Source organism: Streptomyces sp. NBC_00448 (assembly GCF_036014115.1).
Lineage (GTDB): Bacteria > Actinomycetota > Actinomycetes > Streptomycetales > Streptomycetaceae > Actinacidiphila.
The window spans coordinates 1,004,884-1,025,741 of record NZ_CP107913.1 but is presented as its reverse complement, the minus strand read 5'-3'; the positions used below and the strand labels follow the sequence as shown (position 1 = coordinate 1,025,741).

The following is a 20,858-nucleotide window of genomic DNA, read 5'->3' as shown; positions in this document are numbered from 1 at the left end:
CCCGCGGGCGAGGGACCGCGCCGGCCCGGCGTCGAGGCGTACCGTCAGCAGATCCGCGGCAGTTGCTCGCCGATCGGCAGGTCGACGACCCGGGTGCCGCCGAGGCCGGTCCGCGCCACCACCATCCCGGGGTGGTCGGCCACCGCCTCGCCGATCACGCACGCCCCGGCGCCCAGCGGATGCGCCCGCATCGCCGCGAGGACCGCCTCGGCGTGCTCGCGCGGCACGAAAGCGACCAACTTGCCCTCGTTGGCCACGTACCAGGGGTCGAGGCCCAGAATCGCGCACGCGTTGGCGACCTCCGCGGGCACCGGAACCGCCCGCTCCTGGACCACCACACCGGTGCCGCTCGCCGCCGCGATCTCGTTGAGGGAGGCGGCCAGCCCGCCCCTGGTGGGGTCGCGCAGCACATGCAGATCAGGGGTGACCGCGAGCATGGCGTCGACCAGCCCGCCGAGCGGCGCGCAGTCGCTCTCGATCGACACGCCGAACTCCAGGCCCTCCCGCACGCTCATGATCGCCACGCCGTGCACGCCGACCGGGCCGCTGACGATCACCACGTCGCCGGGCACCACCCGGTCCGGCCGCAGGTCCACCCCGGCCGGGATGAGCCCGATCCCCGCGGTGTTGATGTAGACGCCGTCGCCGTGCCCGGCCTCCACCACCTTGGTGTCCCCGGTGGCGACCTCCACGCCCGCCGCCCGCGCCGCCGCGCCCATCGCCTGCGCGATCCGCGCGAGGACGGGCATCTCGACGCCCTCCTCCAGGATGAACCCGCAGGACAGGTACGCCGCCCGCGCGCCGCTCATCGCCAGGTCGTTGACGGTGCCGTTGACCGCGAGGTCGCCGATGCAGCCGCCGGGGAAGAACAGCGGCCGCACCACGAACGAGTCGGTGGAGAACGCCAGCCGGGCACCGCCGAGCGACACCGCCGCCGCGTCGCCGAGCTGCGCCAGCACCGGGCCGCCGAACGCGGGCGCGAAGACGTGCTCGACGAGTTCCGCCGACATCGCGCCGCCCCCGCCGTGCCCCATCACCACCCGCGGCTGGTCGCGCAGCTGCGCCGGACAGGTCCACGACAGCAGGTCGAGAACGGGGGGTTCGCCGGTCGCGCTGCCGGCGGTGGTCGTGTGTACGGCGGCCGTGGTGGTTCCCGCGGTCGCGCCGCTGTCCGGTGCGGTCGGCTCCGGCACGGACGGGGTGGCCCGCTCTCGGGTGGTCTCAGGCAACGGGGCTCGCCTCCATGCGTGCCGGGGCGGTGTCGAGCCGCCGGTAGAGGTAGTACGCCGCACACGCGCCCTCGCTGGAGACCATCGTGGCGCCCAGCGGATTGCGCGGGGTGCAGGTGGTGCCGAACGCCTCGCACTCGTGCGGCTTGATCAGGCCCTGCAACACCTCGCCGGCCCGGCAGGCGGCCGGCTCCACGGTGCGGATGCCGCTCACGGCGAAGCGGTGCTCGGCGTCGAACTCCCGGTAGCGCGGCGACAGGCGCCACCCGCTGTCCGGGATCACCCCGATCCCGCGCCACGCCCGGTCGCCGACCTCGAAGACGTCCGCGAGCATCGCCTGCGCGGCCGGGTTGCCCTCGTCGCGCACGGCGCGCGGGTAGGCGTTCTCCACCCGGTGCTCGCCGCGTTCGAGCTGCGCCACGGTGCGGCGGACGCCCTCCAGGATGTCCAGCGGCTCGAACCCGGTGACCACGATGGGCACGTGGTGCCGCTCGGCGAGCTCCGGGTACTCCGCGGTGCCCATCACGCTGCACACGTGCCCGGCGGCGAGGAAGCCCTGCACCCGGCAGTCGGGCGAGCGCATGATCGCCTCGATCGCGGGGGGCACCCGCACATGCGACACCAGCATGCTGAAGTTGCGGATGCCGAGCTTGCGGGCCTGGTACACCGTCATCGCGTTCGGCGGCGCGGTCGTCTCGAAGCCGATGCCGAAGAACACCACCTCCTGCCGCGGGTTCTGCCGGGCGATCTTCAGCGCGTCGAGCGGCGAGTACACCACCCGCACGTCGCCGCCCTCGCTGCGCACCCGGAACAGGTCCCGGTCGGTGCCGGGCACCCGCAGCATGTCGCCGAACGAGCAGAAGATCACCCCGGGGCGTGCCGCGATCTCCAGTGCCTTGTCGATCACCTCCAGCGGGGTGACACACACCGGGCAGCCCGGTCCATGGATCAACTCGATCTCGCTGGGCAGCAGCTGGTCGATGCCGTGCCGGATGATGGTGTGCGTCTGGCCGCCGCAGACCTCCATCAGCGCCCACGGCCTGGTCACGGTGGCCGCGATGTCGTCGAGCAGGCGGCGGGCCAGCTCGGGGTCCTGGAACTCCTCGATGTACTTCACTGCTGCCGCGCCTCCCGCGGTGCCGGCCGCCCGTCGGCGTGGCCGGCGGTGTCATGGCCGCTGCCTTGCTGGTGCGAGCCGGTCGGTACGGGCACGCCGCTCGGTGCGGGTGCCGCGTGTGCGCTGGGCGTGCTGGATGTGCCGGATACGCCGGAAGAGCTGGCCACGCCCGGTTCGGCGTCCTCGTCGGCCCACGGCGGGGCGCCGCCGCCCGCGGCCGCCTCCCACGGGTCGCCGAACTCCTCCTGGAGCAGCCCGAGCGTGGCGAACAGCTCCAGCGTCTGCTTCGCGGACTCCTCGTCCAGGCGTTGCAGCGCGAAACCGACGTGCACGATGGCGTACTCGCCGACCTGGAGGTCCGGCAGGTACTCCAAGCACACCTCCTTGACCACGCCGCCGAAGTCGACACTGGCCATCCGGGTGCCGTCCCGGTCCTCGATCTCCAGCACTCTGCCGGGTACCGCCAGGCACATGGGGCTTCTCCTCGCTCAAGGGGGTTCGGTCGGTGGGGAGTTCGGTGAGTCAGGGGAATGCGGTGAGTTCGGTGGGATTGGTGCTTCGACCGGTCCGGGGCCGCGGTGCCGTACGGCGTGTTCGGCCCGCGGCCGTCACGGGGAGGCCGCCACCCGCGCGGCCACCATCAGCTGGCCGAGCGCCAACCCACCGTCGTTGGGCGGTACCTGATGGTGTCTCAGCACGGTGAAGCCGTCCGCGCGCAGCGCCGCGGCACACGCCGACGACAGCAGCACGTTCGCGAACACCCCGCCGGTCAGCGCGACCGTCGTCAGGCCGTGCCGCTCGCGGGCGGCCGCGCACCAGGCGGCCACCAGGCCGGCCACCGCCCGGTGGAAGCGGGCCGCGACGAACGCCGCCGGGCTGCCGGCGCGCACGTCGGCGGCGACCGCGGCGAGCAACGGCCCCGGGTCCGCGACCAGTTCGGCGCCCGCACCCGGATCGCTCTCCGGCCGCAGCGCGAACGCGTACCCGGGCCCGTCGTCGGCCAGGGGCGCGCCCGTGGCCGCGCCCTCCAACTCGACGGCGGCCTGCGCCTCGTAGCCGGCCAGATGGCACACCCCGGCCAGCGAGGCCACCGCGTCGAAGAGCCGGCCCATGCTGGACGTCGGCACGCAGTTCAACCCCAACTCCAACTGCCGTTCCAGCAGCCGCAGTTCGTCAATCGGGCAGGCCGCCGTGCACGGCAGGTCGTCGTCCCAGGGCAGCCCGGCGGCCCGCAGGTGGGCCAGCGCCATCCGGTACGGGCGCCGGACCGTCGCGTCGCCGCCCGGCAGCGGGACGTAGCCGAGCCGCCCGAAGCGGCGGTGGCCGTCGTAGTCGGCGAGCAGCACCTCCCCGCCCCACACCGCGCCGTCGTCGCCGTACCCGGTCCCGTCGAAGGCCACCCCGATCACCGGCCGGGTGCCGTCCAAGCGGTGCTCGGCCATCGCGGCCGCGACATGCGCGTGGTGGTGCTGCACACGTACCAACGGCCTTGCTCCGGCGGCACGTTCGGCCCACTGCCCGGAGCGGTAGCGCGGATGCCGGTCGGCGGCCAGCAGTTCGGGCCGCACCGACGTGATCGACTCCAACTGTCCCTGCGCCCGGACGAAGGCGCGCTGCGTGGCGAGGTCGTCCATGTCGCCGATGTGCGCCGACAGCCACGCCTTGCGGCCCTCGCCGAGGCAGAACGCGTTCTTCAGATCCCCGCCGACGGCCAGCGCGGGCCGCACCGGCACCGGCAGCGCGACCGGCAGCGGGGCGTACCCGCGCGATCGCCGCAGCACCACCGGTTCCCCGTCGCACACCCGCACCACCGAGTCGTCGCACGGCACCTGGATCGGCCGGTCGTGGGTCAACCACGCGTCGGCCAGCGCCGCCAGCCGCTCCCGCGCCTCGGCGTCGCCGGTGACGATCGGCTCCCCGGACACGTTGCCGCTGGTCATCACCAGCAGCCGGGGGCCCGGCGGATCACCCGGCAGCCCCAGCAGCAGATGGTGCAGCGGCGTGTACGGGAGCATCACGCCCAGGTCGGGGCTTCCGGGCGCCACGTCGTCGCAGACCGGCACGCCCGGCCGCCGCCGCAGCAACACCACGGGCCGCAGCGGCCCGGTGAGCAGTTCGGCCTCCAACGCCCCTACGTGCGCCAGCGGTTCGACGCCGGCCAGGTCCCGGGCCATCACCGCGAACGGCTTGCGGCCGCGCGCCTTGCGGGACCGCAGCAGCGCCACCGCGCCCGGGTTCGCCGCGTCGCACGCCAGGTGGTAGCCGCCCAGCCCCTTCACGGCCAGGATCGCCCCGGCGGCCAGCAGCGCACGGGCCTCGGCCACCGGGTCCGCCCCGCCCGACCGGCCCGTCCGGCGGATCAGCCGCAGCCGCGGCCCGCAGTCGTGGCAGGCCACCGGCTGGGCGTGGAAGCGCCGGTCGGCCGGGTCGGTGTACTGCGCCCGGCACGCCCCGCACATCGGGAAACCCGCCATCGTGGTGTGCGCGCGGTCGTACGGCAGGCCGGTGACCACGGTGAAGCGCGGCCCGCAGTTGGTGCAGACGATGAACGGGTGGCGGTATCTGCGGTCGGCGGGGTCGGCCAGTTCGGCCAGGCACTCCGCGCAGGTCGCGATGTCCGGGGAGACCAGGGTGCGGGCCGCGCCGCCGTCCCGGGACGCGGTGATCGCGAACCCGGGCCGGCCGGTCACCGCCAGCGCGCACTGCTCGACGGACTCCACCGCGGCCAGCGGCGGCGCCTCGGCCGCGACCCGCGCGCAGAACGCCGCGACGTCCGCGGCCGGGCCCTCCACCTCCGCGACGACGCCCTCGCCGGTGTTCGTGACGTGGCCGGCCAGCCCCAGCCGGCCCGCCAGCGCGTAGACGAAGGGGCGGAAGCCGACGCCCTGCACGACCCCGCGGACCGTGACCCGGCGGCGGACCACCGGATCGGCCGCCGCCACGGTGCCGTCGGCCGTGGGGGCGGTCATGACCGGGGCCCGCCCGCGGGCTGCGGCCGGCCGGCGGCGGGCGCGAGCGAGCCGAGCGGGTCGCCGTGTTCGTGGGGGTCGCCGTGTTCGTGCGGCTGCGCCGCCTCGTCGTCGCCGTGGTGGTGGCCCGGCAGCGGCTGGGACGCCATGACCGGCGCGTGCACGGGGGCGCCGCCGGCCGCCGCCAGCGCGCGGTCCAGCAGGGCGCCGACGCCGCTGCCGGTGCGGGCGGCGGTCAGCACCACCTCGACCCCCGGGTTGACCTGCTGGACGTTCGCCCGGAACGCGGCCTCGTCGAAGCCGACCGCGTCGGCGATGTCGGTCTTGGTGACGATCACCAGATGCGCGAGCCCGAACGCCGTCGGGTACTTCAGCGGCTTGTCCTCGCCCTCGGTGACGGACGCGAGCACCACCCGCAGCGTCTCCCCGAGGTCGTAGGACGCCGGGCAGACGAGGTTGCCGACGTTCTCCACGAACAGCAGCCGGGTGCCGTCGGGCAGCCAGCCGTCGAGATGGCCGCCGAGCATCCGCGCCTCCAGGTGGCACAGCCCGTCGGTGAGCACCTGCTTGACCGGGGCGCCCGAACGGGCCAGCCGCAGCGCGTCGTTCTCCGTCGCGAGATCCGCGGTGAGCGCGGCGACCGGCACCGCGCGCTCCCGGGCCAGCGCCAACTCCGCCTCCAGCAGCGCGGTCTTGCCGCTGCCGGGGCTGGACAGCAGGTTGACCACGGTGGTGCCGCGGACCGCGAGATCGGCCCGCAACCGCTGCGCGCAGCCGTCGTTCTTGGCGAGTACCGCCTGCTGGAGGTCGATCGCACGGCACATGGTTCAGCGCTCCTCAAGGTGGGGCCGGTGTACGCGGCCCGCGGCGGCGGGTGCCGGCGGGTCGTCCCACCGCACCCCGGCGATCAGCAGTTCGCGCCCGGCCAGCAGTTCGGCGGCCGGCGTGCCACAGGCCGGGCAGCACAGGTCCGGCGGCATCCCGACCGGCCACTGGTCCCCGCACGGCGCGCAGCGGGCCCGGCCGGCCACCGATTCGGTCTCCAGCCGCGCGCCCTCCAGGACCGTGCCGGAACAGGCGAGTTCGAAGCAGAACTGGAGCGAGTCCGGTACGACGCCCGCGAGTTCGCCCACCCGCAGCCGTACGGTCCTGACGGCGGTGGCGCCGGCGGCGAGCGCGGCGTCCTCCACCTGGCCGACGACCGCCAGCGCGATGGACATCTCGTGCATCGTCCTCTTCCCGTCCGGCGGTTCACGGTTCACGGTCGCGGTTCACGAATGACGGTGCGCGGTGCACGTCGTGGGGTGCGCCGCCGGCTTCATTACACGGCGGCGGCCCGGCGGCGCGGTATCGGCGCGCCGCCGGGCCGCCGCGCAAGGACTCGTTCGGTCCAGAGCGCCGTCAACTGCGGTTCACATCGCGCGCATCCGCAGGTAGCGGCGGATGTCGGGCAGGTTCACCGCGAGCAGCGCGCCGAAGGCGGCCGCGGTGCCGGCAAGGGTGATCTTCATCAACATGGTGATGTCTTCCTCTCCTGGATGGCCCCCTGGTCAAGCGATGGGTCCCTCGGTGGGTCATGCGGTGCGGTGTGCGGCCGGTGCGCCGCGTCGTGCCCCGGTGCGGCGCCGCTCTCGTCGAGCAGCCGGCGCACCAGGCGTACGGCCTCGGGTACGGCCGCCTCGACGGGAGGGCTGAGCCCGATGCCCTCCTCGACGTCCGCGGGCTCGCAGCCGACGACGAGGATGCGGCGGGGCGGGGTGCCGCCGGTGCCCGCGCACAGGGTGCCCAGCAGGGCGAGCACCGCGTCCGGGGACATGCGGTGCCCGTCGAGGGGCACCGGCACCGCCTCCGTCCCGGCGGCGCCCGGGCCGCCGCCGGGAAGGCCCGCCTCGATCAGGTAGACGGTGCCGGGCACCCCGCCCCGGGCGGTGGCGTCCACGAGCACGAACGTGTCGTATCCGTCGAGGAGTTGGTACGCCAGGTGGACCCCGCGCACGCCGACGTCGACGGCCTCCACGTGGTCGGGCAGCGGCCCCTCGGCGGTCAGCCGGCGTACGGTCTCCACGCCGAAGCCGTCGTCGCCGAGGAAGATGTTCCCGACCCCGGCGACCAGGGTGCGGGACGTGCGGGCGGTGCTCACGCGTCCTCCAGCGGGGTGACCTCGTCGGGCTGGAAGTACAGGAACCGGCCCTGCTCGCGCCGGATGTCGGCGCCCGGGTCGCCCTCGACGGTGACGGCCAGGTGCACGCCGCCGTCGACGTCGTGCAGCACCGCCTCCACGTGGGCGTCGCAGCCGAGCAGGAAGAGGTCCTGGGCATCGGAGCGGCGAAGCCCCGGGCGCAGCCGCACCCGGCTGCCCGCGCCCACGTCCTTGCCGTCGATCACCACGCGGTCGGTGGCCGGGTCCACGGTGCGGTCGCTCTCCGGGTCCCACCAGGGCTTGCCCGGGTCCATCAGGGCGTCCAGCGAGTCCGGCGAGATGTCCAGGTCGGAGGCCAGGTCGGAGGGCGTGCCGGACGGCGTGGCGGGCCGGGAGGGGGCGGGCGGGCCGGTGATCTCGCGCAGCGACCGCACCGCGCCGTGCAGCCGCTCCAGCACCTCCGGCGGCATCGTGTCGGCGAGGTCGATCACCTCGGCGGCGCGTGCGTCCGTGCCGCGCGCCTCCCGCTTCTCCTGCTCGGTCAGGGCGGAGGTGCGCAACGCCAGGATCTCGTCGATCTCCAGCGCGTCGTAGAGCGCGCCGGGGCTCTCGGGGGCGATGGCCGGGTGGTCCTCCAGGATGATCGGGGCGGACAGCACCACGTCCCGGCCCCCGTCGGCGCCGGCCAGCACCGGCCAGGTGCGCAGGTTCGCGCACCGCGCGGTGGCCTCCTTCGCCCACTCCGGCGGGTCGGCCATCGACAGGAACGACCCCGCGCTCAGGCCGAGCACCAGGTGCGCGGAGACCAGCGCGTGCGGCAGCGCCTCCGCCCGGTCCGCGCCCTGCGGCCCGGGCGCCCAGCCGCCGGTGTTCTCCACCACCGCGGTCAGCCGCCGGACCGCGTACGGCCCGGGCAGGTCCTCCGCGGCCAACCGGACCACCCCGCGCACCTCTTCGCGGCGGCGCAGCAGCAGCCCGACATGCCGCCCGGCCTGGTCGCGGACGTCCTCGGTCTCCTCGCGCGCCGGACGGGAGAAGGCGAACTCCCTTTCCTCGCCGCCGAGTTCGCTCACCGGCACGCTGAACTGGACGCGCTCCTCCACGCCTTCGTCCCAGGGCGTCAACACCCGGTCGGGCAGATCGAGTCGGGGGACCGTCGCATAGGACCCGTCGACGCGGAGTTCCTGGACCACCCGGCGCTGCGCGTGCAGGAACCGCAGTTCCACCAGCAGCGCCGCCTCCGCCCGGGGTTCCATCAGGCACTGGGTGCGCTGGAAGGCGTGCTCGCCGCTGTCGGCTCCCCAGGCGGGCGGCACCAGGACGCCGAACTGCCAGCGCAGCCGGTTCTTCGCCGCCGAGGCGCGGTACGGGTACAGGACGTAGCCCTCGAAGAGCACGGCGTCGGCGACCTTGCGGGCCGCGGCGAAGCGGCTGTCGAAGTCGGCCGGGGGAGCGGAGACGGTCACGTGGCGGTCCTGTCGGGGGAGGGCGGGGCCGGCTCGGCCGGGGTGAACGGGGCGAACGCGGAGGGGCGGGGCAGGTCCGGGCGGGCCCCCTCGGCGGGCCGGTCGGCGGCGAGCAGCGCCCGTACCGTCGCGTCCCAGGACGGCAGTGCCCGCTCGGAGCGGTAGGCGAGCAGGGCGTCCATCGTGTCGCGGGGCAGCCTCAGCCAGCCGCAGCCGGGGAAGTGCTGCTCGACCATCGCCCGCCACACCGCGACCGGCATCCGGAAAGGCGCCTCGCGGTCCCACGGCACCGGCTCCACCTGGTAGCCGCCGGGCCCGGTGAACGCGGTGCCGGAGAAGAGCATCAGCAGCGGCACCTCGCCCTCCTGAAGGGCGTGGAAGTACCGCGTCGCCGCGATGTCCAGGTCGTACGTGCACGGCACCGGCAGGTCGACCTCCGTCTCGCCGGTGAAGCCGGGCACCATCAGCGAGACCTGCGCGAACTGCACCGGCAGCATGCTGCCGCCCCACCGGGACCGCTCGCCGAACAGGTCGGCCAGGCCCTCCGCCTCCGCGTCCGCGTAGCCGCGGCGGGCGGGTTCGATCCGGATCTGGCAGCGCAACGCCATCGCGTGCACCCGCACGCCAGGCGTCGCGGTCAGCCGCAGCCGGTAGACCAGGGTGGGCCCGGCGGCGTACGGGTCGGCGCGCACCGCCTCGCACGAGAACGAGAACTCCGTCACGGCCGCACGCCCCCGGCCGCCGCCCCGGACCCCGGTACGGTCCCCGTTCCCGGCGCGTCCTCCGGTTCGGGCCGTCCCTCCGCGGGCACCGGCCTGGCCCGGCGGGCGACCTCGGCGAAGAACCGCTCCAGGTCCGCGCGCGCCTCCGCGCCCCCGTCGAAGCCCTGCCAGCGCAGCCGCATCCGCCCGACCAGCTCGTAGCAGATGTCGATCGGCACCAGGAAGCACGCGTACCGGCCCTCGGCCCGGCGCACCAGCAGCGCCTCCACGTCGGGTTCGAGCACCTGCGCCAGCCGGCTGCCGGCCAGCACGTCCTGCCAGGTGTCCGGGTCCAGCTCGCTCTCGGTCGCGCCGGCCGGGCTCGGGTACTGCGCCACCAGCCGGTCCAGCGCGGCGTTCCGGAAGAAGAACGCCACCCCGACCGGGATCTGCAGCCGCTCCCAGACGCCGTCGTCCCACACGTGCCCGGGGTCGGCGAGGTACCGGTCGGGTACGGCCCGGAACCGGCCGCCGGCCGCGCCCCGGCTGTCGAAGAGCAGCGCGCACGCCACGCACGCGCAGGCCAGCGCCCGCTTCTCGGTGTCGACCAGGTGCCGGTGGGCGCCCGGCGCCACGTCCACCCCGCACAGCTCGCACCGCTCCGGCCGCTCCCGCTCGGCCCGGGCGGCCGCGGCGAACCGCCGCAGCCCGGTCAGCAGGGGGCCGGAGCCGGTGCCGGAGCCGAGGCCGGGAACCGTGCCCGGGCCCTGGCCGGTCGGTGCGCTCACGACGCCCCCGCCGCTTGCGGCCGCCGGGTGATCTGGAGCAGCACCGGCTCGGCCGCGCCGCCGGGCGACTCGACCTCCACCGCGCGGACCTCGCTCGTGAAGCACGCCAGCGCGTCCTCGACCGACGTACGCAGCGCGTCGCCGTCGTCGCCACCGCCACACCCGCAGCCGCCGGACTCGGCGGCCCGCACCCGCAGCACCCCGGTCGCCGCGTCGAAGCCGATCAGCTCCACCGGCTTGCCCGGCACCCCCGCCAGCGCGCGGGCGATCCGCTCCTCCAGCGGCTCCGGGTGCAGGTCGTGCAGCACGAGCATCGCCGACACCGGCTCGTCGCGCAGCAGCCGCTCCAGCGCCTTCGGCTCGGTCTGCCCGAGCAGCGCCAGCACCCGGGCGAGCCCGGCGCCGTAGAAGTCCATCAGCGCCCGCACAAGCTCCTCGGCCGCCGCGCACGCCGCCCGGTCGCCGGACGCGGCCAGCTTGTCGAGCACCTCCTCGACCCGCCGCCCGGCCAGTTCGGCGTCGGGCGGCGCCACCGCCGCGGTCATCCGCCCATCCCGCTCAGCCCGGTCGGCACGTGCATCTGCTCGACGGTCTTGCCGCCGCCGACGTACATGTGCACCCCGCACGGCAGGCACGGGTCGAAGCTGCGCACCGCCCGCATGATGTCGATGCCCTTGAAGTTCTCCGGAGAGTTCTCCTCGAAGATCGGCGTGTTCTGCACCGCGTCCTCGTACGGGCCCGGCGTGCCGTACGTGTCACGGGTGCTGGCGTTCCACGGGGTCGGCGGGTACGGGTGGTAGTTGGCGATCTTGCCGTCGCGGATCACCATGTGGTGCGACAGCACACCGCGCACCGCCTCGGTGAAGCCGCAGCCCAGACCCTCGTCCGGCACCTCGAACTTCTCCCAGGTCTGGCTGCGCCCGGCCCGCACCTCGGCCAGGCCCTTCTCCGCGAAGTGCAGCGCGACCGCGGCGGCGTACGCCTGGAAGTAGGTGCGGGCGCGGTTGCGCTCCAGCGCGTTGGACCACTTCGGGATCTTCCACTCGAAGCTCGTCTCCGGCTTCGTCATGGTCCGCGGCAGGTTGATCTTCACGCTGTGGCCGGTCGCCTGCACGTAGCCGATGTCGACCAGGCCGGACAGCGCCGTGGACCACAGCCGGGCGATCGGGCCGCCGCCGGTGTCCAGCGCCAGGTGTTCCTTGCCGTCGAACCAGCGCGGCGACATCACCCAGCTGTACTTGTCGTCGAAGTTGCGCTTCTGCGGCTGCGGGATGGTGTGCTGGTTCCACGGGTGCCGCGGGTCGACGGGGTTGCCGAGCGGGTCGTGCGTGACGAACTGCTCCTTGCCCGCCCAGTCCTCGTAGTACGAACTGCCCAGCAGGATGCGGATGCCGAGGTTGATCTCGGTGAGGTCGTTGGTGACGAGCTTGCCGTCCACGATCACGCCCGGGGTGACGAACATCCGCCGGCCCCAGTCGGTCATGTTGCGGTAGGTGAAGTCGCAGTACTCGGGGTCGTTGAGCGCGCCCCAGCAGCCGAGCAGCACCCGGCGCCGGCCGACCTCCTCGTAGCCGGGCAGCGCCTCGTAGAAGAAGTCGAACAGGTCGTCGTGGAGCGGCACCACGCGCTTCATGAACTCGACGTAGCGCATCAGGCGGCTGAGGTAGTCGGTGAACAGCTGCACCGACGCGACGGTGCCGACACCGCCCGGGTAGAGCGTGGAGGGGTGCACATGGCGCCCCTCCATCAGGCAGAACATCTCCCGCGTGTAGCGGCTGACCTGGAGCGCCTCGCGGTAGAACTCGCCCTCGATCGGGTTGAGCGAGCGCATGATGTCCGCGATCGTCTTGTAGCCGTGCTCGCCGGCGTGCGGCGCCTCGGTGCGCTCGGCCAGCTCCAGCACGCCCGGGTTGGTCTCGCGGACCATCCGCTCGCAGTAGTCGACCCCGACCAGGTTCTCCTGGAAGATGTTGTGGTCGAACATGTACTCCGCGGACTCGCCGAGGTTGATGATCCACTCGGCCAGGTGCGGGGGCTTCACGCCGTACGCCATGTTCTGCGCGTACACCGAGCAGGTCGCGTGGTTGTCGCCGCAGATCCCGCAGATCCGGCTGGTGATGAAGTGCGCGTCGCGCGGGTCCTTGCCGCGCATGAAGACGCTGTAGCCGCGGAAGACCGACGAGGTGCTGTAGCACTCGGCGACCTTCTTCTGCTTGAAGTCGATCTTCGTGTGGATGCCCAGGCTGCCCACGATCCGGGTGATCGGGTCCCAGGCCATCTCCACCAGACCGCTGCCGTCGCCGGCCGCCTTCGTCGTCGGTGAACTCATCGTCTCTGCCGTGCCCTTCGTCGTGCGAGTCGTTCAGGGGAGTCGGGGGAACTGGGGGAGCTGGGTGAGCTGCGGGAGCCGGAGCCGGAGCCGGGGGTGCGCGGCGGCCGGCCACCGGCCGCCGCGGGCCGGGCGCCGGTCACCACGGCGGGCGGTAGCCCGTGGTCAACTCCGCCTCGGGGTGCCGCCACTTGGGCTCCTGGTCCACGGTGTGCAGGGTCACCGAGCGCAGCCTGCGGATCACCGAGCCGTACACGCCGCTGAGCGTGCTGGAGACCTTGCCGCCGGGCGGCTCGTCCATGAAGGGCATGAACTTGTCCGGGAAGCCGGGCATCGTGCAGGCGATGCAGATGCCGCCGACGTTCGGGCAGCCGCCGACGCCGTTGATCCAGCCGCGCTTGGGCACGTTGCACTTCACCACCGGACCCCAGCAGCCCAGCTTCACCAGGCACTTGGGGGAGTCGTACGTCGCGGCGAACTGCCCCTGCTCGTAGTAGCCGGCCCGGTCGCAGCCCTCGTGCACGGTCGCGCCGAAGAGCCAGGCGGGCCGCAGCTGGTCGTCCAGCGGGATCATCGGGGCCGAGCCGGCCGCCTGGTGCAGCAGGTACACCAGCGTCTCGGAGAAGTTGTCCGGCTGGATCGGGCAGCCGGGCACGCACACGATCGGGATGCCCGCGTGCGACTTCCAGTCCCAGCCCAGGTAGTCCGGCACGCCCATCGCGCCGGTCGGGTTGCCGGCCATGGCGTGGATGCCGCCGTAGGTGGCGCAGGTGCCGATCGCCACCACGGCCAGGGCCTTCGGGGCGAGCCGGTCGATCCACTCGCTGGTGGTGATCGGCTGGCCGGTCTCCGGGTCGTCGCCGAAGCCGCTCCAGTAGCCCTCGGCCTTGATCGACTCGTTCGGGATCGAGCCCTCGACGACCAGCACGAACGGGTCGATCTCGCCGCGCTCGCCCTTGAAGAACCACTCGATGAAGGTGTCGGCGCCGCCGACCGGGCCGCACTCGAAGTCGATCAGCGGCCAGTGCACCTGGATCTTGGGCAGGCCCGGCAGCACGCTGAGGGCGATCTCCTCGATGCTCGGCTGGGTGGCGGCGGTCAGCGAGACCGAGTCGCCGTCGCAACTGAGCCCCGCGTTGATCCAGAGGATGTGGATCGGTGACTCGTCGCCGGCCGGGTCACTGTCCTGCGAGGTGCCGGCCGGGGCCGGCGACGGTGCGCTCATGGGATTTCCTCCTGCGGGAGGTACGGACGGAACATCGCATGTCAGACACCACCCTGCGGTGTGCCGGAGGGCCACGGGCGATCAGGCGCAGCCATTACGGTGGCGCCCCGGAAAGCCGTCGGCGGCCGGTGGCAGGGTGCGCACCGGTCCTCCTCGGAGCGCGACCCGGCACGGCGTGCCGGACGCGTCACCCGCTCACCCGAGATCCTCCGCCCGACCGCACGCGGCGCCCGTCCGCCGCCGCCGCGCTGTCACACGAAAGCGGACCCGCGAACAGGACCACTTGGCGGGCATGAGGGTGTACGGCCGTGGCCGGCCGAGGAGTTGGGGTCGCCGGCCGGCCGCGGAAGGCGTACGGGACGCGGCGCGTGCGGGCGGGCGGGCGGGTACGAGGCGCGGGGGCCGTACGGGCGCGGGCGGGCGCGGAAGGTGTGCGGCTCGCGCGTGGTGCCGGGTCCGTACGGCGCTCTGCGGGCGTGGCGTGGCGCGGTTCGGGTGCGGGAGCCGCCCGGCTCAGGGGCGGGGCCGTACGGGCAAAGGCGGGCGCGGGCGGGCGCGGAAGGTGTGCGGCTCGCGCGACGGCGGGTCCGTACGGCGCTCTGCGGGCGCGGCGCGGCGCGGCTCGGGTGCGGGAGCCGCCCGGCTCAGGGGCGGGGCGCGGCCTCGGAGGGAGCCGCCCGGCTCGGACGGAGGGCCGTCAGGCGTCGGCGTCCGAGGGCTCCCCGGCGAGCCGCAGGGTCAGCCGTTCGCGCAACTGCGTGAGGCGGTCGATCTCCGCGTCGAGCGCCGCGAGCCTGCGGGCGACCACGCCGCCCGGCTCCGGGACGCAGCGCGGCGCGGGCCGGTCCACCAGCTGGTGCAGCCGGGGCGCCAGCCCGCGCAGGTCCGCCACCGTGAAGCCCGCCGCCAGCAGGTCGCGGATCAGCCGCACCCGGGCGACGTCGCCGGGCCCGTACTGCCGCTGCCCCGACGCCGTACGGCCCGGCGCCGGCAGCAGGCCGCGCTGCTCGTAGAAGCGCAGCGCCCGCGGTGTGGTGCCGGCCGCGGCCGCCGCGTCCCCGATCCGCAGCAGGGCGGGCTCGCCAGGCCGCCGGCCGTCGACGCCGGCCGGGCCGCCCTGGGCGGGGACCGGGTGCGCGGCGGCCTCGACGGCGACCGCGCTTCCGGTCCGGGCGCGGCGGCGCGGGTCCGCGAGCCCGGGCGGCGGCGCGGAGCCGCCGGTCCGCCCGGCGGCCCCGGACCGCGGCTCGACCGTCGTTTCCGCGCCGCCCGCGTACGAGAGCGCGGGAATCCGCCCGGTGCGCATGCGTGACCTCCTGTCCGCCGGGGAGCCGCCCACCGCGGCCCGCCCCCGACCTGCCCCAGCCCTGCCTCAGACGTCCACGACCACCGTGCCGAAATGGCGGCCGCGTACCAAGTCCTCCAACGCCTGGGGCGCCCGTTCGATGCCCGCGACCCGGGTGTGCGGGAAGTCGATGCCGCCCGAGCGCAGCCACGCGCCGAAGCGGGCGGTCCACTCCGGGGCCACGTCCAGGTGCTCCATGCCGGCGTAGCCGCGCACCGACACGCCTCGCAGGATCAGCCGGTAGCTGTCGATGACGGTGGGCGCGGCACCGCCGTCGCCGTCCGCGTCCAGCTGCCCCGACAGGGCCCCGACCAGCGCGAACCGCGCCCCCTTGCGGGCGACGTCCACGGCCGCCGTGAGCTGCTCCCCGCCCACGTTGTCGAGCAGGACGTCCACCCCGTCCGGCGCCGCCTCCGCCAGCCGCTGCGCGAAGGACCCGGGGCCGGCGCCGCGCAGCACCGCCGCGTCGTAGCCCAGCTCGGCGACCAGCCGCTCGGCCTTCTCCGCCGAGCCGGTGGTGCCGATCACCCGCCCGGCGCCCAGCTGCCGCGCGATCTGCCCGGCCAGCGTGCCCACCGCCCCCGCCGCCCCGGTGACCAGCACGGTGTCGCCGGCGCGCACCTCGCCGAGCCGGGTCAGCGCCCCGTAGGCGGTGGAGCCCTGGTTGAGGTACTGGACCGGCTCGGGCAGCGCGCCGTCCTGGTCCAGCCGTACGCACTGGTCCGCGGGCAGCACAGCGTACTCGCGCCAGCCGAGCATGTGCAGCACCGGGGTGCCCGGCCGCAGCGCGCTGCCGTCCGGCGCCGTCACCACCTCCGCGACCGCCGGGCCGAAGAGCGTGTCCCCGGCCCGTAGCGGCGGCATCGGCGTGTCCTGGACCGCGCCGCCCATCAGGGTGCGCAGCGCGGCGAAGACCACGAAGTGGCGGTTGCGCACCAGCACCTCGCCCGGCCCCGGCCGCGGCACCGGCCCCTCCGCCACCGTGAAGTGCCGCGCCTCGGGCAGCCCCTTCGGCACCTCCGCCAACCGCACCTCGCGCGCACCGCCGCCTGCTGCCGTTGCCATCGCCTGATCCTCTCCGTCGTGCTTCGTCCGTGCTTTGTCGTGCTTGCCGGTCCGTCGTCGCGCCCGGTGGGGCCGCCTGGGGGCCGCCGTGCGTCGCTGCGCCGGTACGCCGCCTGCGTCGTGGTGATCGCACGAATCCAACGAGCGCGCCGGAACGCTAACCCCTGACCCGCACGTCAAGGTCAAGCCGCGCGGATTCCCCCGTATGGCGCAAGCCGGGCAAGTGGTCCAGGCTGGTAGTGAGCCCTGGCGCCGGCGTGGCAGGTCCGGGCAAGAGCCGCGGGTGCGGTCCTCCCTCCTGCCGCGCGCCCGTCCCGGCCGGAGGGAGGACCTGGCATGTATGACAACGCCGATCCCGTGACACAGCCCGATCCGCGGGTCCTCGCCCGCCGTGTGGCCGAGCGCCGGCTCCAGTTGGGGCTGAGCGAGGGCGCCCTGGCGACGCAGGCGGGCATGGCGCCGCGCTACCTCCAGCACCTGCTGAGCGCCGGGGTGGACTTCGATCCGGGCGGCTTCGTCCGGATCGCGGGCGCGCTCCACCTGTCCTACGACGACCTGCTCGAAGGGCGCACCGGCGGGCCGCCCGGGCAGGGCGAACCGGCCGCGCACCCGGCCCTGCTCCACCTCACCGAGCTCGAGTGCTGGGACCGGCTCGGCAGCCGTGGTGTGGGCCGGATCGCGCTGCCGGTCGAGCCGAGCCCGGGCGTCTTCCCGGTCAACTACGCGATCGACGCGCAGCCGGCCGACACCCGGTCGATCGTCTACCGCACGGAGCCCGGCAGCGCCGCCGCCCCCGCCGCGGGCGCCGCCGTCTCCTTCGAGGTGGACCGGGTGGACGACCACGTCAGCCAGGGCTGGAGCGTCCTGGTCACCGGCATCGCCGAGCACATCGACGACCCGGTCGTGGCGCACCGCCTCGACGAGCGCCACCCCGCGGAGTCGTGGGCCGGCGACCACCTGCCGCTGTGGGTGCGGATACGCCCGGACCACGTCAGCGGACGGCGGATCGGCACGCTGTGACCCGCCGTCCTCCGGCGCGCCCGAGCCGCCGCGCACCCATGTCCCCTGCCGCGCCGGGTAGGCGAGGGGAGAGAAGGTCGCGCTGAAGGAGGCGGACACGATGCGCCGTACGGTCGCCGTCGGAGTCGACGGCTCCCCCGAGAGTCTGGCCGCCGCGCACTGGGCGGCCCGCGAGGCCGTACGGCGGCGGGTGCCGCTGCGGCTGGTGAACGCCGCAGCCCCGCCGCCCGGCCTGGCCGCCCCCGCCGACCCGCACCCGGCTCCGGTGAACGAGGACTGGTCGCCCTACACCGCCGCCGCCGACCTGCGGCGCGCCCATCCCGCAGCCGAGATCACCGTCGAGCAGGTGGTCGGGCAGGCGCTGCCGGTGCTGTTCGCCGCCGCCGACGAGGCGGCACTGCTGGTGCTGGGCTCGCGCGCGGTGAGCGCCACCGCCGGGTTCCTGCTCGGCTCGGTCCCGCTCACCGTCGTCGGGCAGGCGCCGGTGCCGGTGGTGCTGGTCAGGGCAGAGGGGACGGGCGGGGCATCCGGAGCAGGCGAGGAGTCCGAGGTTTCCGGGTCGGGCGACGGCGGCGGCGACGTCGTGCTCGGCCTGGACCTGGCCCGGCCCAGCGACCACGTCCTGGGGTTCGCCTTCGACGCCGCCGCGCGCCGCTCCGCCACCCTCCGCGTCGTGCACGGCTGGAACGCGCCCCTGCCGTACGGCCTCGGCGCGGCGAACTCCGACCCCGACGCCCGCGCCGCCCTCCAGGCCCACGAGACCGGGGCGCTCGCCGACGCGCTGGCGCCGTGGCGCGAGAAGTACCCGCGCGTCCACGTCATCGGCGAGACCATCGTCGGCGCCGCCGACCGCCACCTGCTCGGCGCCTCGGCGGACGCCGCCCTGCTGGTCATCGGCCGCCGCCCGCGCGGCACCCGGCTGTCGGCCCACCTCGGCTCGACGTCCCACTCGGTGCTGCACCACGCCGTGGTCCCGGTCGCGGTGGTCCCGCACGAGTGAGCGCGGGACCGGGAAGGACGGCGGGGGCCGCGGCGGGGGTCAGCGCCCTTCGGCCAGCAGATGCGGCGCGTGCTCGGCGACGGCCGCGAGCACCTGCTTGCGTGATGGGTTGACCATCGCGTGCCCGGCGACCGTCACCGTCGGCACCGTCTCGTTACCGTCGGCGACCAGTCGTACGAACGCGGCCGCGTCCGGGTCGCGCCAGATGTTCACCGTCCGGTACCGCAGCCGGGTGAAGCGCAGTTGCGTCAGCAGCTTGAGGCAGAAGACGCAGGTGGGCTGGTGGTAGACGACAACGCCGTCGTCGGGATACTCGGCCATGCCGGAAGCCTAGAGGCACCACTCGGTGCGGGTGGCCGTCTCTGCCAACCGGTGACGGGTCCCCGGTAACGCGTCGTTCGCGTCGCCGCCGCGCATACCGGCACGCAACCCGGGCACGCGACCTGCGACGACGAAGGAGTGATCCATGAGTGACAGCGACAAGGCCAAGGCGAAGTCCGACCAGGTCAAGGGCAAGGTGAAGGAATCCGTCGGGCAGGCGGTCGGCGACGAGGAACTCGAAGCCCAGGGCCGGGGCGACCAGGCCAAGGGAGACGTGCGACAGGCGGGCGAGAAGCTCAAGGACGCGGTGAAGCACATCGGCAAGGACTGAGCCTGCCCGTCCCGCCGCGGCGCCCCCGCCCCCACGCCAGGGAGCGGGGGCGCGGGCGTGTGTACGTGTGTACGTATGCCGCACGGGACGCACGCCGGAGCCGGAGCCGGAGCCGGAGCCGGAGCCGGAGCCGGAGGCGGGGAGCGGTGCGGAAAATCGCTGCTCGGATCGGGTACGCGGCTGGCATGCTCAGGGCCATGGCCTTCCGTACCGCGATCGCGCGCGACCTCCCTGACCTGCTGGCTCTTCTGATAGGGGAGGAGGGCGTTGTGGACCCGGGCGGCGTCGAGGTCTCCGACGCCCACGAGCGGGCCTTCGCGGCGATCGAGACCGACGACCGCAACGAGATCGCGGTGCTCGAAGGGGACGACGGGGCGGTGCTCGGCTGCCTCCAGCTCACCTACGTCCCCGGACTGACCCGGGGCGGCCAGGAGCGCGCGCTGATCGAGGCGGTACGCATCCGCGCCGACCTGCGGGGCGCCGGGCTCGGCCGTGAACTGCTGACCTGGGCGATCGAGCGGGCGCGCGCCCGCGGCTGCGGCCTCGTCCAGCTGACCAGCCACGCGCGGCGCGCCGACGCCCACCGCTTCTACGAGTCGCTCGGGTTCGTCCGCAGCCACCACGGGTTCAAGCGAGAGCTGTGACCGCGGCCCGCGCTCCCACGGGCGGCCCGGCGCCCGGCGCGCGGGCAGCTCGAAGGGCGGCGGACCCGGTGGGGTCCGCCGCCCTTCGGAGCGTGCGTGCGTGGAGCGAGCGTGATGCGCGTGCCTGTCGGCGTCGGCGCGTCATCGTCGGTACTGCGTCATCGTCAGTACGCGGAGTTCACGTTGTCCATGGAGCCGTACTTGTCGGCCGCGTAGTTGCAGGCCGCGGTGATGTTGGCGACCGGGTTGTAGATGTTCCAGGACGTGCCGGACACGTGGTAGGCGTTGAAGGTCGGGTTGATCACCTGCAGCAGGCCCTTCGAGGGGATGCCGTTGCGGGCGTTGATGTCCCACAGGTTGATCGCCTTCGGGTTACCGCTCGACTCGCGTATGACGTTGCGGTGGATGCCCTCGTACGTGCCGGGGATGCCCTTCTTGTGCATGATGTCCAGCGACTGGCGAATCCAGCCGTCCAGGTTGTTGGCGTAGGTCTTCGCGGCAGGCTTCGCCTTCGCGGCGGCGGCCTTCTTCGCGGCGGCCTTCTTCGCTGCGGCCTTCTTCGCTGCGGCCTTCTGCGCGGTCGCCTTCTCGGCGGCTGCCTTCTTCACGGCTGCGGCCTTGGCGGCCGCTGCCTTCTGCGCGGTGTCGGTCGCGCTCTTGTCGGCGACCGGGACCAGGTTGACCTTCTGCTGCGCGGCGGCCGGCACGGCCTTCTGCGGGGCGAGGCTGGACAGGGCACTGATCTGCTTCACCGGCTGACCGGCGGAGACGCTGAACCCGGTGGTGGCGTCGCTCGCCGCGGTCGCCGCTCCAGCCCCGGCGGTCGCTTCCACGCCCACGACTGCGAGCAGGACCGCGGCTGCGGCAGTGGTGCCGGCAGCAGTGATCTTGTGCTGCTTCGACAGCCGGTTGAACGAGGAGACGCCGGGGAGCTTCTTGGTGACCGTGGAGAACTGCATTGCGGGTTTACCTCTTCCGTTGGGGACCAGTGAATTGTTAGAGGTCCCGGATTCAACGGTCAAAGGCCCCATCTACGGACAATTCCGTAGTTGGGTTCGGTGCGGGAAAGGCGATCGCGCGTATCCGCATGACGCCGCCGTCGCGTGGCCGGGTCGGGTACTACCGCGCTTAGTTTGTGACCTGGGCCATGCCGAGGGGATCACACAGG

At 74.3% G+C, this 20,858-nt stretch carries 21 protein-coding genes and 1 pseudogene; 4 read left to right on the top strand and 18 right to left on the bottom strand.

All coding sequences use genetic code 11. The annotated features are described in order from the left end of the window. Positions 1 to 44 precede the first annotated feature (44 nt). From hypE to OG370_RS04315, 16 genes and pseudogenes are all read right to left on the bottom strand, one after another. Positions 45 to 1,034, bottom strand: a complete 990-nt coding sequence (hypE, locus tag OG370_RS04385; RefSeq protein ID WP_328473776.1) for a hydrogenase expression/formation protein HypE — start codon at positions 1,032 to 1,034, stop codon at positions 45 to 47. A gap of 187 nt (positions 1,035 to 1,221) precedes the next feature. Beyond that, the gene (hypD, locus tag OG370_RS04380) at positions 1,222 to 2,346 is read right to left on the bottom strand and encodes a hydrogenase formation protein HypD (protein ID WP_328460776.1); all 1,125 of its coding nucleotides are present in this window, start codon (positions 2,344 to 2,346) and stop codon (positions 1,222 to 1,224) included. Positions 2,347 to 2,540: 194 nt separating this feature from the next. Then, positions 2,541 to 2,819, bottom strand: a pseudogene (locus OG370_RS04375) (HypC/HybG/HupF family hydrogenase formation chaperone); the annotation flags it as partial. A gap of 135 nt (positions 2,820 to 2,954) precedes the next feature. Continuing rightward, positions 2,955 to 5,315 carry a carbamoyltransferase HypF gene (hypF, locus tag OG370_RS04370; RefSeq protein ID WP_328460774.1) on the bottom strand — a complete coding sequence of 787 codons (2,361 nt, stop codon included), beginning with the start codon at positions 5,313 to 5,315 and terminating at the stop codon, positions 2,955 to 2,957. Then, complete coding sequence (gene hypB / locus OG370_RS04365) at positions 5,312 to 6,139, bottom strand: hydrogenase nickel incorporation protein HypB (RefSeq protein ID WP_328460772.1); 828 nt, start codon at positions 6,137 to 6,139, stop codon at positions 5,312 to 5,314. Before hypB ends, hypF begins: the two co-directional genes overlap by 4 nt. A gap of 3 nt (positions 6,140 to 6,142) precedes the next feature. After that, a complete protein-coding gene (locus tag OG370_RS04360) occupies positions 6,143 to 6,544 on the bottom strand; it encodes a hydrogenase maturation nickel metallochaperone HypA/HybF (protein WP_328460770.1) in 402 nt (133 codons plus the stop codon). Between the two features lie 183 nt (positions 6,545 to 6,727). Beyond that, positions 6,728 to 6,832, bottom strand: coding sequence for a DUF6893 family small protein (locus OG370_RS41425; RefSeq protein ID WP_402452137.1), 105 nt, complete (start codon positions 6,830 to 6,832; stop codon positions 6,728 to 6,730). Beyond that, positions 6,826 to 7,455, bottom strand: a complete 630-nt coding sequence (locus OG370_RS04355) for a hydrogenase maturation protease (protein ID WP_328460768.1) — start codon at positions 7,453 to 7,455, stop codon at positions 6,826 to 6,828. Before OG370_RS04355 ends, OG370_RS41425 begins: the two co-directional genes overlap by 7 nt. Then, the gene (locus OG370_RS04350) at positions 7,452 to 8,921 is read right to left on the bottom strand and encodes a hypothetical protein (RefSeq protein ID WP_328460766.1); all 1,470 of its coding nucleotides are present in this window, start codon (positions 8,919 to 8,921) and stop codon (positions 7,452 to 7,454) included. Before OG370_RS04350 ends, OG370_RS04355 begins: the two co-directional genes overlap by 4 nt. Further along, positions 8,918 to 9,643 (bottom strand): DUF6084 family protein, encoded by a 726-nt coding sequence (locus OG370_RS04345; protein ID WP_328460764.1) that lies wholly within the window; start codon positions 9,641 to 9,643, stop codon positions 8,918 to 8,920. Before OG370_RS04345 ends, OG370_RS04350 begins: the two co-directional genes overlap by 4 nt. Next, positions 9,640 to 10,329, bottom strand: coding sequence for a DUF5947 family protein (locus tag OG370_RS04340; protein ID WP_443060844.1), 690 nt, complete (start codon positions 10,327 to 10,329; stop codon positions 9,640 to 9,642). The genes OG370_RS04345 and OG370_RS04340 overlap by 4 nt, the downstream gene beginning before the upstream one ends. A gap of 77 nt (positions 10,330 to 10,406) precedes the next feature. After that, the gene (locus OG370_RS04335; protein WP_328460762.1) at positions 10,407 to 10,955 is read right to left on the bottom strand and encodes a hypothetical protein; all 549 of its coding nucleotides are present in this window, start codon (positions 10,953 to 10,955) and stop codon (positions 10,407 to 10,409) included. Then, a complete protein-coding gene (locus tag OG370_RS04330) occupies positions 10,952 to 12,739 on the bottom strand; it encodes a nickel-dependent hydrogenase large subunit (RefSeq protein ID WP_328460760.1) in 1,788 nt (595 codons plus the stop codon). Before OG370_RS04330 ends, OG370_RS04335 begins: the two co-directional genes overlap by 4 nt. A 139-nt stretch (positions 12,740 to 12,878) precedes the next feature. Next, on the bottom strand, positions 12,879 to 13,964 hold the full coding sequence (locus OG370_RS04325; protein ID WP_328460758.1) for a hydrogenase expression protein HypE: 1,086 nt from the start codon (positions 13,962 to 13,964) through the stop codon (positions 12,879 to 12,881). 697 nt (positions 13,965 to 14,661) lie between these two features. Next, the gene (locus OG370_RS41420; protein WP_443060612.1) at positions 14,662 to 15,270 is read right to left on the bottom strand and encodes a MerR family transcriptional regulator; all 609 of its coding nucleotides are present in this window, start codon (positions 15,268 to 15,270) and stop codon (positions 14,662 to 14,664) included. Positions 15,271 to 15,336: 66 nt separating this feature from the next. Continuing rightward, positions 15,337 to 16,374 carry an MDR family NADP-dependent oxidoreductase gene (locus OG370_RS04315; RefSeq protein WP_328460756.1) on the bottom strand — a complete coding sequence of 346 codons (1,038 nt, stop codon included), beginning with the start codon at positions 16,372 to 16,374 and terminating at the stop codon, positions 15,337 to 15,339. A 336-nt stretch (positions 16,375 to 16,710) separates the two neighbouring features. On the opposite strand from OG370_RS04315, the gene OG370_RS04310 reads away from it, so the two are divergent. After that, positions 16,711 to 17,394, top strand: coding sequence for a helix-turn-helix domain-containing protein (locus OG370_RS04310; protein ID WP_328460754.1), 684 nt, complete (start codon positions 16,711 to 16,713; stop codon positions 17,392 to 17,394). Between the two features lie 100 nt (positions 17,395 to 17,494). After that, positions 17,495 to 18,394, top strand: coding sequence for a universal stress protein (locus tag OG370_RS04305; RefSeq protein ID WP_328460752.1), 900 nt, complete (start codon positions 17,495 to 17,497; stop codon positions 18,392 to 18,394). 39 nt (positions 18,395 to 18,433) lie between these two features. On the opposite strand, the gene OG370_RS04300 is transcribed toward OG370_RS04305, so the two are convergent. Beyond that, positions 18,434 to 18,715 (bottom strand): glutaredoxin domain-containing protein, encoded by a 282-nt coding sequence (locus OG370_RS04300; protein WP_328460750.1) that lies wholly within the window; start codon positions 18,713 to 18,715, stop codon positions 18,434 to 18,436. 145 nt (positions 18,716 to 18,860) lie between these two features. Here OG370_RS04300 and OG370_RS04295 point away from each other — a divergent pair, with 145 nt between their 5' ends. Both OG370_RS04295 and OG370_RS04290 read left to right on the top strand, forming a co-directional pair. Continuing rightward, positions 18,861 to 19,046 carry a CsbD family protein gene (locus OG370_RS04295; protein ID WP_328460748.1) on the top strand — a complete coding sequence of 62 codons (186 nt, stop codon included), beginning with the start codon at positions 18,861 to 18,863 and terminating at the stop codon, positions 19,044 to 19,046. A gap of 197 nt (positions 19,047 to 19,243) precedes the next feature. After that, positions 19,244 to 19,690: a GNAT family N-acetyltransferase gene (locus OG370_RS04290; protein ID WP_328460746.1), complete on the top strand. Its 447-nt coding sequence runs from the start codon at positions 19,244 to 19,246 to the stop codon at positions 19,688 to 19,690. Positions 19,691 to 19,854: 164 nt separating this feature from the next. Here OG370_RS04290 and OG370_RS04285 read toward each other — a convergent pair whose 3' ends face one another. After that, the gene (locus OG370_RS04285; RefSeq protein WP_328460744.1) at positions 19,855 to 20,649 is read right to left on the bottom strand and encodes a transglycosylase SLT domain-containing protein; all 795 of its coding nucleotides are present in this window, start codon (positions 20,647 to 20,649) and stop codon (positions 19,855 to 19,857) included. Positions 20,650 to 20,858 lie beyond the last annotated feature (209 nt).